Genomic DNA, 15,436 nt, shown 5'->3' with positions numbered 1-15,436 from the left:
TGCAGGACAAAAAATCTATTTAATCGAAAACAGATTATCTACTCCAATGCTGCGGTTTACGGTAAAGGCTTCGGCATAATGAAAGCCAGCGGGTCGGCCGTAGGTAGCATTTTTTGCTCGAATAAACTCTAAAAATTCTGCGGAAGAAATGGGTGTTTGGGGCTCGCTAGAATTGGGGTCATAGAATTGTGATTTAAAGGCTTGAATCAGCTCCATTTTTTTGTCCATATAGGGGCTAATATCAAAAACAAAATCGGATTTTAGGTTATAATCTTGGATGTAGTGGTAGACGACTTCTGGTCGCCAGGCATTTTGTGCTTGGCCTTCCCATTGGGTCTCAATTCGGCGCAAACCGGCATAAAAGCAGGCATCGGCAATGAGTTTAGCGGCTCGGCCATGGTCGGGGTGGCGGTCATGGATAGAGTTGGCCAAAACGACTCGGGGCTGGGCCAATCGGATCATCTGCACAATTTCCAGAATACTATTTTGGTTGTGCTCAAAAAATCCATCGGCTAGGCCAAGGTTGGCTCTAAAGCTGGCGCCCATCAGTTGAGAGGCGGCATGAGCTTCTTGCAGGCGAATTTCGGCACTGCCTCGGCTGCCCAATTCTCCAGCGGTGAGGTCCAACAGCCCTACTTTATGCCCCAGTGAAATATGGTGCAAAAGGGTGCCGGAGCAAGAAATTTCAATATCGTCGGGATGTGCGCCAATGGCAAGAATGTCAACTTTCATTTTAGATGTTTTATGTAGTTCTTTTTAGGGTATTTTGGGGCCCGCGGCCGCCCTTTATGGTGGGGCGGCCGCCGCTATGCTTTGGGGCTCGCAGGTCTGCTCGGCCCTTCAGGCTCCACTTCGTTTCGCCTTTGGTCTGGCCTTCGGCCACCCCGCCGCAGCGCTGGGCCATTTGGCCTTCGGCCAAGGCGGCCAAGCCGCCCCGCAGCGCTTTAATAGCAATTTAGGGTTGTAATAGCTTTTTACTGCCTAGGCATTGGCCATTTTCCCAAACCGATAGATAATAGATTCCGCTGGGGAGTTGAGGAAGGGGCCAGCGGCTTTGGGCGGGACTTTGGCCCACCAATTGGCCCAAACTATTATAGAGCTGGAGCTTTGCATTGGGCCGTTCTTCTAGTCCTTCTATCACCAAAACTTCTGCTAGTGGGTTGGGAAATACCTTCCAGTCTAATGTTGTTTTTGGGGCCAATGTTGTTGTACTAGACACAATCACCGGATTAGCCGAGGGGCTAAGCACTGGCCGAATCATCACGGCGCCGCCTAGGGCTAGCTCCTGCCAGGCATTTCCGCCTACTTTGACATGCGTAAAGGCTTCGGCATCGCTGTTATTACGGTCAAAACCTACTGGAACTGGCGTACTAGAGGCCTGTTGCCAGCCAATATGAAAGCGGCTACCGGCGGCTATTGCAATAGGCGTTAGGCTATCGGTAAAATCACTGAGGGGCATATAATGAAAGCCATTAAAGCCCTCTACATAACTCAATTTATAGATATCCTTAGAAAAGAGTTCTTGACCAGGAACTCCAGCAGAATCTTCCCAAACCTTAACATTGATAAAGTCGAGTTCTGCATCTCGGTTGGTAAAATAGGGCAAATGAAAATAGATGCCTCTGAGGGTGTCATCTATTTGGGCCTGAAAAGCCACGGCCAGTTGGGTGCCAATTCCTTGGACAATAATGCGCATTTCTGCCGAGGCATCATCATAAGCAAAATAGTTGGAGAGTTGGGTTTTTAGGTAGGCGGTATCATTGGCCTGATAGCGGGCTGCAGATTGAAAATCGCTAGGGTTTTCAATAATATAGCGGCTGATGAGTTCTGTGGTTTGGCTAGGCAAAAAGGGAGAAAAGGCATTTAGGCTGAGGTCTCGGTAGTCATCATCTGGATTGGGGCTAGGGGCATAGGTGGTGGCGGGCACTTGGCTATTGAGTAATAGAAAGCCTGTTTGTGCGCTATCATAAACTTGGTATCTGCGGTCTAGGGTACCCGATAGGCCATTATGGTTAAAGCACTGCATCACAATAGAGTCGGACCAAAGTGTATTATCAAAATGTCGCCAAGGAACTGCGGTATAGGGGGCCAAAGGAGATTTTGGCTGCATCCGAAAGCTGACATCGGCATAATTGCTAGCTTGGCTAGTATCTCGGTTGGCATCTAGATAAATATAATCAATATTCCAGTGGTCGTTACTTCCGGTAATAGTAGCTAGGTTTCTAAATCTGAATTGAAAATTGGCGTGAAAAAAGTCAGTTTCGAGGACCACCAATTCTTCTTCAAAATCAATGAGGTCGGTAGTAGAGATGGAGCTAGGCACCCCAGCATGGGCGCGGACGGCTTGCCAGTTGCCGTTTTGGTCCAAAAACTCTAGCAGCAGGGAGTCGCCTTCTTCGGGGCGGTCGCCCCAGCCTTGGGGCTGGTAGAAGTAGCTCAAGACAATTTGGTCGCTTAGGTTGCGATTGCTTAAATCTATAGCTTGAGAAGTGAGGGTATCTGCGGCTTCGGGGATAGAGACGCTAGCATTGGCATCATAGGGGGCGCCAGTTTGGTCCAAACCGTCTAGGGTGGCTACGCCTAAGCTGGGCGGCAAATAGCCAAACTGATCATTGATATAAGCTTGATTATCTTGCCAGCGGCTACAATCGGGGTAAATGCCATTGGGGTTATTGGCAAAATCCTCGAAGAAGGGGAGGCTCAGTTGGAGGTTGGGGCAGACCTGATTATTTTTGAGTTGGCTTCTTTTTTTGAGGGCCAAATTTTCTTCTAGTGGGATTAGCTGTACGCCTTGGGCAAAGAGTGCGGGGCTGCTTAGGCAGCAGAGCAAAAGGTATAAAAGTGTGCGATAAAACATAAATTATATTTTTAGGCTAGGGTAGACTGTTTTGGTCTGAGGGGCTCAAAAGTAACAAAAAAAGAAGTCAGTTGAGGATCAACTGACTTCTCTTTTTACTAACGTAAGTACTACTTAAAAAGGCTACTAATCTTGTTTGGCAAAGACTTTTTTCATAAGGTCGGTAGCGCGAGATACTGGATTGCTGCGAATATTTGCCTCTTCTTTTTCGACCATTTGGAATAGGCCATCCATAGCTTTGTTGGTGACATGATCATCTAGATCGGGGTTTACTTTTTGGACCAGTGGAATTTTATTGTAGCGAGTGATCACATTATTCCAGGCGGTTAGGGCGCCTGTTTTATTCAATGAATTTTTGATCACAGGCTGAAAGCTTTGGTACAATTGGGTGGAGGTGGTTTTTTTGAGGTAGCTAGTACAAGCATCTTTGTTGCCCATCAGGATATTGGTAGCATCTTGGATAGTCATTTGGGTAATGGCTTTAACAAAGATGTCTTTAGCTGATTTGGAGGCATCTTCTGCCGAGCGGTTTAGTTTTTCGATGGCATCATCGACAAGGTTGCCAGCGCCAAGGGCACGGAGGCGGCTTTCTACTTGTTTGGCTTCATCGGGAAAGAGGATTTTGACCGAAGGATTTTTAAAAAACCCATCTCGGGCGGCCAGTTGGCTGGCTCCTTTGCTGACCCCTTGCTTGAGGGCTTGCTTGAGTCCTTCGCCAATTTGGGCTTGGGTAAGGGCGGCGGTTCCGCCATTGAGTTTTGAGGCCTCATCTATGGCAGATTGTAGGCTATCGCAGCTACTAAAGCTAAAGAGAATGAGGACAGCCATGAGGCTTAGAGAAAAGATGTTTTTCATGATAATAAGTATTTTAAGAGGTCTTATATTTTGCGTTATGCAGGCGCGGAGCGCCGCAGGCCTAGCGATGTGTAGGGGTGGCCGAAGGCCAGACCGAGGCAGCTTTGCTGCCGCAGGGCCGAGCGAATAGCGAGCCCCGGAACGTAGCGCCGCAGCTTTGCTGCGGAGGCCCCAAAAAAATCAGCGAGCCCCAGAACGACAACAAGCCCTTTAGGGCACAGTTCGACGACTGAAGGGAGTAACCGCCGCCACATTATATTCAGCGGAGGCCCCAAATTAGGAGCGTACTTTTTCTAGTAATTTGGCCGATATCCAGCCTTGTACGGCATTGGGCAAGCGAACATAATACCAATCTTCTTTTTCTTCTAGAATTAGGGCTTTATTTCCGCTGCCGACCAGTTCTACTTCTTTGCCTTGGATAGAGGGTTGGTCTAGGATGGCGGCTTCTGGGCTCATGACGACGGCCCATTGGCGATTAAATTGCAGGTAATTGGCTCTTCGGCTGAGCATAAAGCTAAAGAAAGCGAGCAGCAGGCTGAGGGGGATGAGCAGCCAAGTTTTGCCTTGTTTTTTTGAAAAAAAGAGAAAATAGGCGAGGCTACCGGCGGCCAAAAAGAGGAAAAACAGGAAGCTATAGGCCCAGAAATGGCTACCGAGGCCAGCGGCCATATTGTCCCAGGTTTGGAAGATAAAACCGGCTTTTTCTTGAGCTTTGGGACGGCTTAATTTGCTGGAAATGGCCTTAAGGTTGTCTTGAGCGGCGGCAAATTGGGGTTGGCAAAAGAGGGCGCGTTCAAAGGCGAGGACGGCGGGGCCATATTGGCCTAATTTTTCGTAGGTCAGCCCCAAATTATTTTGCAATTCGGCAGAGCAATAGCCTGTCAAGGCTGCTTTTTGGTATGCAGAAAGGGCTTTTTCGTAATCTCCTTTTTCATAATGGGCATAGCCAATAGCAAACTGTTTGGCCAAGCTGTCGGGCAGTTGGGCCCAGCTTGGGGCTGCTACGGCGAGGAGCAAAATGAGGCTAAAAAGGCGTAGCATTAGGCGAGGCGTTTTTCGAGTTGTTTAATAAGCTTTTGGCTATGTTTGAGTTGTTCTTCCATGGTTTTATGGGGAGATTGGCCAGCAAAGAGGGCTTGTTCGCAATGCTCAAGGATTTCGCCTAGTTCCTGCGCTTCTTTTTCGGGCAAAAGCGCTTGCAGGCGTTCTTTGCTTCGTTCTGCTAAAGGGATATCCATTTGCAGGCCGATATAGCCTTTTAGGGCCTCTTCAATGGCCCGATAGAAATCGCCTACAGTATCTGTTTTTAGGGCTGTTTTGGCTAGTTGAAGTTGCTCCTGCGCATGTCGGTAAGGGGCATTTTTTAGGGCTTGTTTTTCTTTGAGCGCTTGGCTTTTCTTTTGGCCCAAAAGGAGCAAGTAGCCTCCGCCAAAGGCCAAAAGGGGCAATAAACTGAGCAGATAAAAGCGATAAGTACCAAAAAATGGCTGGGGTATTGGCCGCCAACTAGCTGATTTTAGGGCGGCTTGCATGCTTAGTACCTGGCTGCTATCTACGGCTTTTTCGGCTACCTCTTGGTTCAGGATGCGTTTGCCTTGTGTTACCTTAATTGCTAGACTGCTATCTATGCGGAGCATTTTTCGGTCGCGTACATCAAAGTAGACAAAGCTGGCTTGCAAGCTCAAATTACCCACTTCTTGCGGGTCAATTTTATAGCTAAAGGTTTTTTCGCCGCCAATGCCTTGGCCGCCTTCTCGGATATCTTCTTTTTGCTCAACCTCCAAAATCTTGAAGCTGCCCTCCTTAAAATGGAGGGGAGGAGCCGTGATGGGTTTAATATCGCCTAGGCCCCGAATACGCATCACCAGTTCTAGGGCTTCATCGGTTGTAATTTCATCTTTTTCCAGATAGAGCTCCATCTCGTATTCGCCCACGGCCCCCGTATAATCTTTATCTTGGCCAGAAAGCGAGCGAACGGGAATTGTTTTGGGCAGGCTGAGCAGGGGGTATTGTTTGAGGCTGCGGCTGGCAAAAGGGTTGCGGGGATCTTGTCGGCCCACACTAATTAAGATTTCGGCGGGGGGAATGGTCAGTTCGCCATTTTTGCTCGGAAAAACGCCCATGGAGTAGATGATTTTCGTGGCATATTGTTGGCCATTGATAACCTCTACCCGAGGATCTTTGTCAAAGAAGCGATATTCTTTGGTATACATTTTAGGAAATTCGGGTTCCTTGACCAGCTCAATATTAGAAATGTCAATTTGGGTATAGACCTTATAATTGAGCCGAATTTGTTCGCCCACCACGGCTTCTTTATGTTCACATTCGAGGCGAAAAAGCACTTTTCCGGCCAATTCTGGGGGCAGGTTGTGGTCATTTAGGCTTTGTACATTGCTAGTACTTGGGGCCACGCACTTAATCTTAACGGGCATGGTCTTCAGGACCTTACCGCCATAGGTGGTCACTTCTGCGGGACCAATCGTATAGTTGCCCTCATTATTGGGGGCCAAACTAAAGGTATAGGCCTCAAAGGTATAGCGGTTGCCGTTAATATTGGTGTATCGGCTCTCATTGACAGGCCCCTCCACAATTTGAAAGCCTTGGGCTTCAAAATCTGGAAATCGAATCTTCTTAATTTCGGCATTTTCTAAACGAAAAGAGAGTCTGAAGGCATTGCCTAGCACCACCTTAGAGGCGTTGCAGTCGGCTACAAAAGCGATTTTTTGGGCCAACAAGCTGCTGCTCATGGCCCAAAAACTAAGGAGAAGTAGACTTAGCTGGTAGCTTTTCAAAACGGTAGTTTTAATCTGGTAGTTGTTGACTTATCTATTTATTTGGGGCCTCCTGCCTTCGGCAGGCGGTTACTCCCTTCGGTCGTCGAACTGCGGCCTAACGGCCTTGTTGTCGTTTCAGGGCTCGCAGGTCTGCTCGGCCCTTCGGCAGCTTTGCTGCCTCGGTCTGGCCTTCGGCCACCCTTCCACATCGCTAGGCCAAGTTGCGCTTGGCTGCTTTCCTTAAAGCCGATAGGTTTTTTGCTCTTTGGGTTGTTTCTTTTTGGGGGCATCTGGTCCAAGCAAACCGGGAAACTGGTCTTCCATTTGGCGAAAAAGCTCCTCAAATTCTTGGTCCATATTTCTAAGTTGTGGATCTAGTTGTTTGAGCAGAGAATCGGGGTTTTGCAAATAACGTTGCATGAGTTCCTCTTGTTTTTGCATTAGTTCTTGTATGCGGCCATCGCTCAAATCGTCAAAGCCTTCCATATCAAAGTTGAAATTATCGGGTTGCATATTAAAGCCTTGGCCAAAAGGCGAGTCATTAGAAAAGGGAGAATTGCCAAAAATATTTCCTTTGCTGTTGCCTCTTAGTGCTCCTTCTACCACAAAGACAGACCCATTGGGGCTGCTATAGTTCTGCCCATCAATATAGGCCGTAGCCGCAGGTAGGGCCAAATAACCCGCATAACGTGGCTTTAGGCTAAAGCTATAGGTTTTTTTGCTAGTCTTTTGCCCATTAATAATAGAGGTTTGGCTGTTGCTAGCGGTCCCCACTACCTCAAAGTCAATAAAATCGGGCTGTTTGAACTCTACTTGCTCTGCATGCTCAATATGGTAGTGCAATTGAAAAACATCTTGAGTTCCTACGGTATCATAAGGAACCTCTAGTGAGATAGTGGGCGACTGGGCCCCTAGGCCAAGCGCAAAAAAGAGTCCCATCAAAGTACTAAAAAGCGTTTTCATAATGCAGTTGAATTTAAAAATGAAGAATAAAAGGTGGAAGGAAGCCCTGCTTCCTTCCGCTCATTATAAATACAATTTGCTTACCAGTCTTTTTCTGGATTTTGGCGATTTTTAGGAAGCTTCTTCTTTTTCTTTTGAGTCTCTTTATCTTCCTCCTCAATCATGTCCATCATGCGTTCTACTTCATCCTTAGACATTTCATCGGAGGGCGGAGGTTCTTGTTGTTCCTCCTCCTTTTTATTGTCATTCTTGGGTTTAGGGGGCGGCGGTTGCTGCTGCTTAATTGTTCGGAGAACCTGGGCCAAGTTATGCTTGGTTTCTACATCTTTGGGCCGAATACGCAGGGCATTCTTATAGGCTTCTACAGCCTCTTTGAGTTTTTTCTCTTTGGCGTAGATGTTTCCTAGGTTATGGTAGGCCCGAGCTTCTAGCTCGGGGTTGTCTGCTTTCTGAAGGGCTTCTTTATAGTGTTGTTCTGCCTCTTCATAATTTTCTGCCTGATAAAAGACATTGCCCAGATTGTACCAGGCTTTGCTGTTGTTTTCATCGGTTTGCAGGGCTTTCTGATAACTTTGCCCTGCTTTTTCTTTTTCGCCCAACCGATAGTGCTTATTGCCTTCAATCAAGTTCTTCCGAGAAGGTTCTTGGGCCAATAGCCCCAAAGGGAGCGCAAAAAGCAGAAAAATAATTACTCTCATCGCTTATGATTTTTTGCGGTAGGCCAGAAAAAACTCAAAGAGGAGCAGGAACAGGGCAGGGGCCAACAAATACTGATAGTAGCTGTCAAAATCGTCATATTGCAATTCATCAAACTCTTGTTGCTCCAATTTCTTAAAGTCTTTGAGCAAGGCGGGCAAGATATTTTTCCCTTGGTCAATATCAAAGGCGCGGCCACCTCCTACCTTGGCCAATTCGGCCAACATCTTTTTGTTGGTAGCGGTCACTACTTCTTCTCCTCGCTTATCTCTATGAAAACCCAGTTCATTTTCTCTTTGCAGAGGAATTTTGGCCCCTTGGCTAGAGCCCACACTAATCGTATAACTAAATACGCCATTTTTGCGGGCGGCTTTGGCCGCTTCTAAGGTTTTAGGATTGTGTTCTTCTCCATCACTAACAAAAATAACCGCTTTTTGATGCTGCTTGCCATCTGGCTGTATTTCTGATTTTTGGACCAGCTCCAAGACTTTCTCGGGCGTACTCCCTTGAATAAGCTCTACTTCTTCTAAGCCATTGTAAAGAAATACCTGGGCCGAACTATGGTCCAAAGTAAGCGGCATTTGCAAAAAAGCCTCTCCCGCAAAGAAGATAAGCCCCACCCGATTATTGGCCAAACCCTGAAGCAAATCTAAACTAAATAAACGGGCCTTCTCCAAACGATCCATACCCCTAGGCTGCACATCTTTGGCCCACATACTCCTCGATAAATCAAGGGCCAGATAAACATCTACCCCAGCACGCTCTACTTTGCGGCTACGACTGCCCATCCTCGGATTGGCCCAAGCCAAAATCATTAGCGAAAGAGCCAAGGTAGAAAGCACAAACTTGAGCTTGTTGCGGCCAGGAGCAAAAGCAGGGATCATCCGCTGAAAGGCTGTCCAACTGCCAAAACGAGCTCGAATTTGGGCATTGAGCCGCTGCGCCCTAATAAATAATATAATAATTAGGGGAATGCAGACTAGTAGGGCCAGCAAACTGGGTGATTCAAACTGCATAATAAAAGACTATTGGACGATGCTACGCAATACCGTTTGTTGAAGAATAAGATGGAGGAGCAGTAAACTCAGGGCTAAAAATAGAAAGTACTGATACAGTTCCCGATGACGAACAAAGGTTTCTTTCTCAATTTTTGAGCGCTCCAATTTGTCAATCTGAGCATAAATTTTCTCTAGGCTTTTTTCATCTGTGGCCCGAAAATAAAGCCCACTGGTGCTTTCGGCAATCTGCTGCAAAAGCTTTTCGTCAATTTCTACCTCGGTGGGGCTAAACACAAAGCTGCCATTGGCCTTGCGGTAAATGGGCGCCAAGGCCCGCCCTCTGGTCCCTACACCAATCGTATAGACCTTTATCCCCAGCTTTTTGGCCGCTTCTACAGCCACCAAAGGCGGAATCCGCCCCGAGTTATTTACCCCATCGGTCAATAAGATAATGACTTTGCTTTTAACCTGGCTCTTCTGTAAACGCCGAACCGCATTGGCCAAGCCCATCCCAATGGCGGTCCCCTCATCAATTAAGCCACATTCTACCCGGCTAATGAGCTGCTTGAGCATGCTATGATCTGTCGTTAACGGACATTGCGTATAGCTGCGGCCCGCAAAAAGCACTAGGCCCAAACGATCGTAGGGCCGCTGATCAACAAAGCTCTGCACCACCCGCTTAGAAGCATCCAAACGGTCTTCCTTAAAGTCCCGAGCCAACATACTACTCGATACATCTAAGGCCACCACAATGTCAATGCCATCCGCCTTGATGTTTTCCTTGACCAAGACCTTTTGCGGACGTGCCAAGGCCAAAATCAAACTCCCCAAAACCAAAAGCTGCAACCAAGGCAATATAGGCCGCAAACGACTTCGCCAACTCTGCGCCGAACCCAAACCCGCCGTAGAAGATAACTCTAAGTCAGCATAATAGGAACTCCGCTTCCGCCAATACCAAAACAAAGGCAGTAAGGGCAAAAGAAGCAAGACCCAAGCTTGTGCAAATATAATAGATGAAAGACCGGACATGCTTTTGCTTAATTTGAACTATTGCGGAGGGCTTCCTGCCGCTCTACATATTCCAACATTTTATGAATAAATTTCAAAGAAAAATCATTGGCCGCAGGCAAAGGCGAAGCCTTGGCATATTTAACCAAATCCGCAGTTTCTAGTACTTCTCTCAATTCTAAGAGTAAACTCTGCTCTAGTTGCTCATAGTTTAGCCGATCCAATAACTGACTGCTTGTGGCCTCTAAGGCCCGAACTCTAAAACGAAGCCGCAAATAACTCCGGATAATCCAACTGATGCCCGTATGAAATTCCGCCCATTCTTCTCGCTCCAAATAGCCCTTGGCCAATAGCTTTTTTAGGGCTATACGCGCCCGCTCTTCAGGCGTTTTGTAGGTTCTTCTAGCCTGCGCTTTTTTATAGAGCAAATAGGCCAAAAAGCCCAAGACAGCAGCAAACAAAATGAGAAAAACTACCGCAATGATCGGCAGATAAAAGAAGAACCATTCTAGCAGCTTTTCTATAAAATTCTGCGGCTCATCCATTATGTCCTTAATCGGCGCAACATAACTAGAATCGCCCCGAATACCCGGCGGAAACTTTACCCGAATTATGGGCACTTCCAACCAAAGACTATCTATTTTCCCATCTTTCTGATACAAAATAGGCAAATCAGGCAACTGATAATGGCCCGTATCCCAAAAGGTAAAAGTGACCTTTTTCTCAAAACTATTCAGCCCATCAGGGCTACTTTCTTCCAACTGATCCGAAAGTCGAATCACTTCTAGCGCCTCATTACTCCAATATACCGCAGGATTAGGCAGGCGGACCAGCACATCCTCTTGGCTTTCTAGCCGCATCCTAGCCGTCAATTGGTCCCCAATCAACAGCTCTGTACTATCCACCAAAAACTGAATATTGGCTTGGGCCGAAGCCAGTACCGGCAGCAAAAAGGCAAGAATAATCAGCAGGAGTTGGGGCCTCCGCTGCAGGCCTGCGGCCTTGGCGGCGGGCTGTGTCGCGGCTCGCTCTTCGCTCGGCCCTTCGGCGGCAAAGCCGCCTCGGTCTGGCCTGCGGCCACCGCTTTCCATCCCTAGGCCTGCGGCGGCTATCGCCGCCTGTAGGACGCTATTGGGCCGAGGGCGGGCAGGGCCTAGCGCTGGTAGGCAGTGCGGCGCAGCCGCAGACCTAGGCCCGTAGGGCCGCAGGGCCGAGCAGACTTGCGAGCTGCCGGACATAGCGCCTGCCAAAGGCAGGAGGCCCCAAATCCTATTTAGCATAGAATAAAAACAACAAAATATATAAGGAATCCACAAAAGGAGGCGGTGCATCATGGTAGTTTCTAATCATTTATAAGGCCGGACGTTCCTGGAAAAACTGCCGCAAAGCGCCCACAAAAGGCTGATCGCTGCACAAACTCAAGGAGTCGAGCCCTAGTTTTCCAAATTGCTCCTTAAAGCTGGCGGTTTGTTGCTCAAAACGAGCTTTATAGGCCTGACGAACGCTAGCAGAAGCGCTGTCTATCCAACGCCAACTGCCGGTTTCGGCATCGCGGATAGGCAAAAGGCCCAAATTGGGCAATTCTACCTCTCGGGGGTCATAGACCTGTAGGCCGACCAAATCGTGGCGGCTAGCGGCCACCTTGAGATAGCGGCCATAATTGGGGTCCAAAAAATCGGATAAAAGAAAAGCGGTGCAGCGCTTGCGAATCAGGCCGGTGAGGTAGCGCAGGGCTTGGTCTATGTCTGTATGCGGACTTTCTGACTGGCATTGGAGCAGCTCCCTAATAATCCGCAAACCATGGTTTCGCCCCTTTTTGGGCGGCAAATACTGCTCAATTTTATCCGAAAAAAAGATGACGCCCACCTTATCGTTGTTGCGGATAGCGGCTAGGGCCAAAGTGGCGCCCAGCTCGGCCATAAACTCTCGTTTATTGATATCGTGGCTCCCAAAATTGGTGGAGGCACTCACATCTACCAAAAGCATAAAATTCTGCTCTCGTTCTTCCTCAAAGACCTTAATATAGGGCGTACCTGTGCGGGCCGTCACATTCCAATCAATGTTTCGGATATCATCTCCATATTGGTAGCTGCGCAGCTCGCTAAAGGACATTCCTCTACCCTTAAAGTGGGTTTTGTAACTGCCCGAAAAGGCCATGGCAGAGAGGCCTCTGGTCCTTAAGTCGATTTTGCGCACTTTCTTGATTAAATCTCGAACTTGCTGGCTCATCTTTAGGGGACCTTTACGTTATTGAGCAATTGCTCAATAATATCTTCTTGACTAATATTTTCGGCTTGGGCCTCATAGCTTAGGCCAATACGGTGTCGAAGCACATCGGGGGCGATGGCCTGCACATCTTCTGGAATCACATAGCCTCTGCGGCGCATATAGGCATGGGCTTTGGCGGCTAGGGCCAAGTTGATACTTGCCCGAGGCGAGCCCCCATAAGTAATGAGGTCTTCTAGTTGGGCTAGGCCGTGTTCTTTGGGGAAGCGGCTGGCAAAAACAAGGTCCAAAATATACTGCTCGATGCGGTCATCCATATACACTTCTCGGACCGTTTTGCGGGCGCGCAAAATATCCTCTATACTGGCTACTTTTTGGACCTGGCTAAACTCTCCGCTCATATTCAGGCGGATAATTTGGCGTTCCTCGCTCTTTTTGGGGTAGCCAATTTTGGCTTTGAGCATAAAGCGGTCGGTTTGGGCCTCGGGCAAGGGGTAAGTTCCTTCTTGCTCGATGGGGTTTTGGGTAGCGAGGACCAAAAAGGGCTCTTGCAATTTATAGGTTTTTTCGCCAATAGTGACCTGTCGCTCTTGCATGGCCTCTAGCAGGGCCGATTGGACCTTAGCGGGGGCGCGGTTGATCTCATCGGCAAGGATAAAGTTGGCAAAAATGGGCCCTTTACGGACCGAAAAGCTGTTATTGGCGGGATTGTAAATCATGGTCCCTAAAATATCTGCGGGCAGCAAATCGGGCGTAAATTGAATCCGTTTAAACTCTGCATCAATAGCCTTAGAGAGGGTATTGATGGCTAGGGTTTTGGCCAAACCGGGCAGGCCTTCCAAGAGCACATGTCCTTTGGTGAGTAGGCCCATTAGCAGGCGTTCAATCATGTATTCTTGGCCAATAATCACCTTAGAGGTTTCGGCCAGTAGGCGCTCGATGACTTGGCTTTCTGCAAAAATGCGTTCGTTCAGGGCTTGAATATCTGCCGAAGATTGCATCTGTATTATTTTTTGACCCCTTAAGGGTTTGGATGTTAATTATATAGGGTGGTTTGGGCCACCTTTATTTTTCTAGTGTTTAAGGGCCCTAAAATAGGCAATTTTTTAGGCTCTACTAACTTGGGTTAAAATTAAATTGTTTTGAAAGGAGTTTAAGCCTATTTTTCGCTTTTAAATTCTTCTTAATGACTAAGCTTAGGCGAGAGGCGCGCAGCGCCTCGGCTGAGGGATGGAAACTAGTGGCCGAAGGCCAGACCGAGCTTTTTGAAGCGCAGCGAAAAAAGTGAAGGGCCGAGCGAATAGCGAGCTAGTGCACAGCCCGACCCGAAGGCCTGTAGGGCCGGAGGGGCAGCCCCAAAAAAGAAAAAAGGTCCAAAAAATGGACCTCTACTCATTAGGATTGATGTTTTTTTCGGCTATCTACCTCATGAATTTCTCGGTTATTGAGGGTCTGCAATTGGGGCAGCCAAAACTTAATATATTCGCCATCGGGATCATAGCGTTTACTTTGGTTGATGGGGTTAAAATAGCGATCTTCTCGGGGGTCATTGCCTAGGCCAGCGATATAGAGCCAATTGACCCAATTGCTGGTTACATCATAATCGATCAGGGTCGATTCAAAGTATTCGGCGCCCAGTTGCCAATTGACTTTGAGGTCGTTAATGAGGTAGCTGGCTACATTTTGGCGGCCTCGGTTCGACATAAAGCCCGTTTGGGCCAGTTCTCTCATATTGGCATCGATAAAGGGCTGTCCGGTTTTGCCCAGCAGCCAACTTTCAAAGGCTTGCATATTATTAGAGAGTTTTTTCTTCTTTTTGCCCCGCAGGCCAGTGGGCAAGAAAATTTGCGAGCCATATTTTTTGCCCATCAGGCGGAAAAAGTCGCGCCAGAGCAGTTCAAAATAGAGCCAGTAAGTCGATTTATTCTTTGTTCTTTCTTTTTCGTAGCGTTTAATTTCGGCATAAATCTGTTTGGGCGAAAGGCAGCCTTGGGCCAGCCAGGGCGAAAACTTAGAGGAATAATCGGCGCCCAGCAGGCCATTTCTCGTTTCCTTATAACTGGCAATACAATCCGACTCCCAGAGATAATATTGTAGGCGTTTGAGTCCTTCTGTTTCTCCGCCCTTAAACTGCAGGACGGTCCGAGGGTCTTGGGGGGGCATTTCCCAGCCAAAATCGCTCAATTGCGGCAAATCGCCTAGGGGCAAACGGTGGCTCCAGGGGGGAAATGCCTGGGGTTTGGGCAGGGGGGCGCGGATTGGCGTTAGTTTTTCCACCTCCTTGCGAAACTGCGTAAAAATATCGGGTGTATGGGCAATAGGGAAGGGGAGGTCTTGGGTATAGTAGAGCATTTTCCCTCTAAAAAAGCGAATTTCTTGGCCAATAGACCAGAGCTTTTCTTCTAGGCGGTTTTGCTGAAGTTCTTCCTCATAGGTTCTTTCTCGGTTGCAAAAGACCCAGCCCGTTTTGAGTTCTTGGGCCAACTCAAAGAGTTCTTCCTCGGCCTTTCCCCTTCGGATAATGAGGTCGATGCCAAGGGTTTGTAGTTGTTGCTTGAGGTCGGCCACCGCCTCAATAATAAACTGGCATCTTCTGGGGCCAGTTTTGGCAAAGCCAGACTCCGTCTTGCCGCCAAAGGTCCGCTCATCAAAGACATAGACAGGGTAGACCTCCTCACTGGCCTTAATCGCTTCGGTGAGCATTTCATTATCGTGTAGTCGCAAATCTAGGCGAAACCAAGCAATAACTCTTTTGGCTTTTTTGGGCAGAGCAGACATATAATAAGGTTTAAAATTGTAGTTGTTAAGCTAACAATATCTAAGCTTTTCGGTTTGTTTTTTATTGCTTTTTTGTGGGAAGTCGGTTTTTCTGAAAGATTAGGGTTGTTTTTTGGGGCTGCCCCTCCCTTGTGGTCGGGTCGGGCTATGTCGCAGCTCGCAGGTTTGCTCGGCCCTGCGCGGGCTGTGCCCGCTAGGTCTGCCGCCTTTGGCGGCCCTGCTATCTATCCCTCAGCCAGTCGCTACGCTCCTCTAATTGCAGATCTAATTTTAGAGAGAAG

Annotated in this window: 13 protein-coding genes; all 13 read right to left on the bottom strand. The window is 48.0% G+C overall.

The annotated features are described in order from the left end of the window. Positions 1-15: 15 nt before the first annotated feature. Positions 16-732, bottom strand: coding sequence for a bacillithiol biosynthesis deacetylase BshB1 (gene bshB1 / locus SAPGRDRAFT_RS04795; protein WP_002657623.1), 717 nt, complete (start codon positions 730-732; stop codon positions 16-18). Positions 733-955: 223 nt separating this feature from the next. Next, a complete protein-coding gene (locus SAPGRDRAFT_RS04785) occupies positions 956-2,857 on the bottom strand; it encodes a T9SS type A sorting domain-containing protein (protein ID WP_002657621.1) in 1,902 nt (633 codons plus the stop codon). Positions 2,858-2,983: 126 nt separating this feature from the next. Next, complete coding sequence (locus SAPGRDRAFT_RS04780; protein WP_002657619.1) at positions 2,984-3,712, bottom strand: DUF4197 domain-containing protein; 729 nt, start codon at positions 3,710-3,712, stop codon at positions 2,984-2,986. A 276-nt stretch (positions 3,713-3,988) separates the two neighbouring features. Continuing rightward, entirely contained in the window at positions 3,989-4,753 is a 765-nt protein-coding gene (locus SAPGRDRAFT_RS04775) for a hypothetical protein (protein ID WP_002657617.1), read from the bottom strand. Next, a complete protein-coding gene (locus SAPGRDRAFT_RS04770) occupies positions 4,753-6,504 on the bottom strand; it encodes a BatD family protein (RefSeq protein WP_002657616.1) in 1,752 nt (583 codons plus the stop codon). The genes SAPGRDRAFT_RS04775 and SAPGRDRAFT_RS04770 overlap by 1 nt, the downstream gene beginning before the upstream one ends. A gap of 222 nt (positions 6,505-6,726) precedes the next feature. Beyond that, positions 6,727-7,449: a BatD family protein gene (locus SAPGRDRAFT_RS04765; protein ID WP_002657615.1), complete on the bottom strand. Its 723-nt coding sequence runs from the start codon at positions 7,447-7,449 to the stop codon at positions 6,727-6,729. Positions 7,450-7,529: 80 nt separating this feature from the next. Next, the gene (locus tag SAPGRDRAFT_RS04760; protein WP_002657613.1) at positions 7,530-8,147 is read right to left on the bottom strand and encodes a tetratricopeptide repeat protein; all 618 of its coding nucleotides are present in this window, start codon (positions 8,145-8,147) and stop codon (positions 7,530-7,532) included. A 3-nt stretch (positions 8,148-8,150) separates the two neighbouring features. Beyond that, positions 8,151-9,161, bottom strand: a complete 1,011-nt coding sequence (locus SAPGRDRAFT_RS04755) for a vWA domain-containing protein (protein ID WP_002657612.1) — start codon at positions 9,159-9,161, stop codon at positions 8,151-8,153. A gap of 9 nt (positions 9,162-9,170) precedes the next feature. Then, positions 9,171-10,172, bottom strand: a complete 1,002-nt coding sequence (locus tag SAPGRDRAFT_RS04750) for a vWA domain-containing protein (protein WP_002657609.1) — start codon at positions 10,170-10,172, stop codon at positions 9,171-9,173. A gap of 8 nt (positions 10,173-10,180) precedes the next feature. Next, a complete protein-coding gene (locus SAPGRDRAFT_RS04745) occupies positions 10,181-11,101 on the bottom strand; it encodes a hypothetical protein (protein WP_156001831.1) in 921 nt (306 codons plus the stop codon). A gap of 400 nt (positions 11,102-11,501) precedes the next feature. Continuing rightward, positions 11,502-12,380, bottom strand: a complete 879-nt coding sequence (locus SAPGRDRAFT_RS04740) for a DUF58 domain-containing protein (protein WP_002657605.1) — start codon at positions 12,378-12,380, stop codon at positions 11,502-11,504. 2 nt (positions 12,381-12,382) lie between these two features. Further along, a complete protein-coding gene (locus SAPGRDRAFT_RS04735; RefSeq protein WP_002657604.1) occupies positions 12,383-13,378 on the bottom strand; it encodes an AAA family ATPase in 996 nt (331 codons plus the stop codon). 394 nt (positions 13,379-13,772) lie between these two features. Continuing rightward, positions 13,773-15,155 (bottom strand): DASH family cryptochrome, encoded by a 1,383-nt coding sequence (locus SAPGRDRAFT_RS04730; RefSeq protein WP_002657600.1) that lies wholly within the window; start codon positions 15,153-15,155, stop codon positions 13,773-13,775. Positions 15,156-15,436 lie beyond the last annotated feature (281 nt).

Origin of the sequence: Saprospira grandis DSM 2844, assembly GCF_000275825.1 — a bacterium.
In the GTDB taxonomy this organism is placed as follows: Bacteria; Bacteroidota; Bacteroidia; order Chitinophagales; family Saprospiraceae; genus Saprospira; species Saprospira grandis_A.
This window is presented reverse-complemented; position numbering and strand designations above follow the sequence as displayed.

Bases quoted from the DNA above. Each gene is read 5' to 3' on its own strand.
- bshB1 (WP_002657623.1), bottom strand. From the start codon at position 732: ATGAAAGTTGACATTCTTGCCATTGGCGCACATCCCGACGATATTGAA.
- SAPGRDRAFT_RS04785 (WP_002657621.1), bottom strand. From the start codon at position 2,857: ATGTTTTATCGCACACTTTTATACCTTTTGCTCTGCTGCCTAAGCAGC.
- SAPGRDRAFT_RS04780 (WP_002657619.1), bottom strand. From the start codon at position 3,712: ATGAAAAACATCTTTTCTCTAAGCCTCATGGCTGTCCTCATTCTCTTT.
- SAPGRDRAFT_RS04775 (WP_002657617.1), bottom strand. From the start codon at position 4,753: ATGCTACGCCTTTTTAGCCTCATTTTGCTCCTCGCCGTAGCAGCCCCA.
- SAPGRDRAFT_RS04765 (WP_002657615.1), bottom strand. From the start codon at position 7,449: ATGAAAACGCTTTTTAGTACTTTGATGGGACTCTTTTTTGCGCTTGGC.
- SAPGRDRAFT_RS04760 (WP_002657613.1), bottom strand. From the start codon at position 8,147: ATGAGAGTAATTATTTTTCTGCTTTTTGCGCTCCCTTTGGGGCTATTG.
- SAPGRDRAFT_RS04755 (WP_002657612.1), bottom strand. From the start codon at position 9,161: ATGCAGTTTGAATCACCCAGTTTGCTGGCCCTACTAGTCTGCATTCCC.
- SAPGRDRAFT_RS04750 (WP_002657609.1), bottom strand. From the start codon at position 10,172: ATGTCCGGTCTTTCATCTATTATATTTGCACAAGCTTGGGTCTTGCTT.
- SAPGRDRAFT_RS04740 (WP_002657605.1), bottom strand. From the start codon at position 12,380: ATGAGCCAGCAAGTTCGAGATTTAATCAAGAAAGTGCGCAAAATCGAC.
- SAPGRDRAFT_RS04735 (WP_002657604.1), bottom strand. From the start codon at position 13,378: ATGCAATCTTCGGCAGATATTCAAGCCCTGAACGAACGCATTTTTGCA.
- SAPGRDRAFT_RS04730 (WP_002657600.1), bottom strand. From the start codon at position 15,155: ATGTCTGCTCTGCCCAAAAAAGCCAAAAGAGTTATTGCTTGGTTTCGC.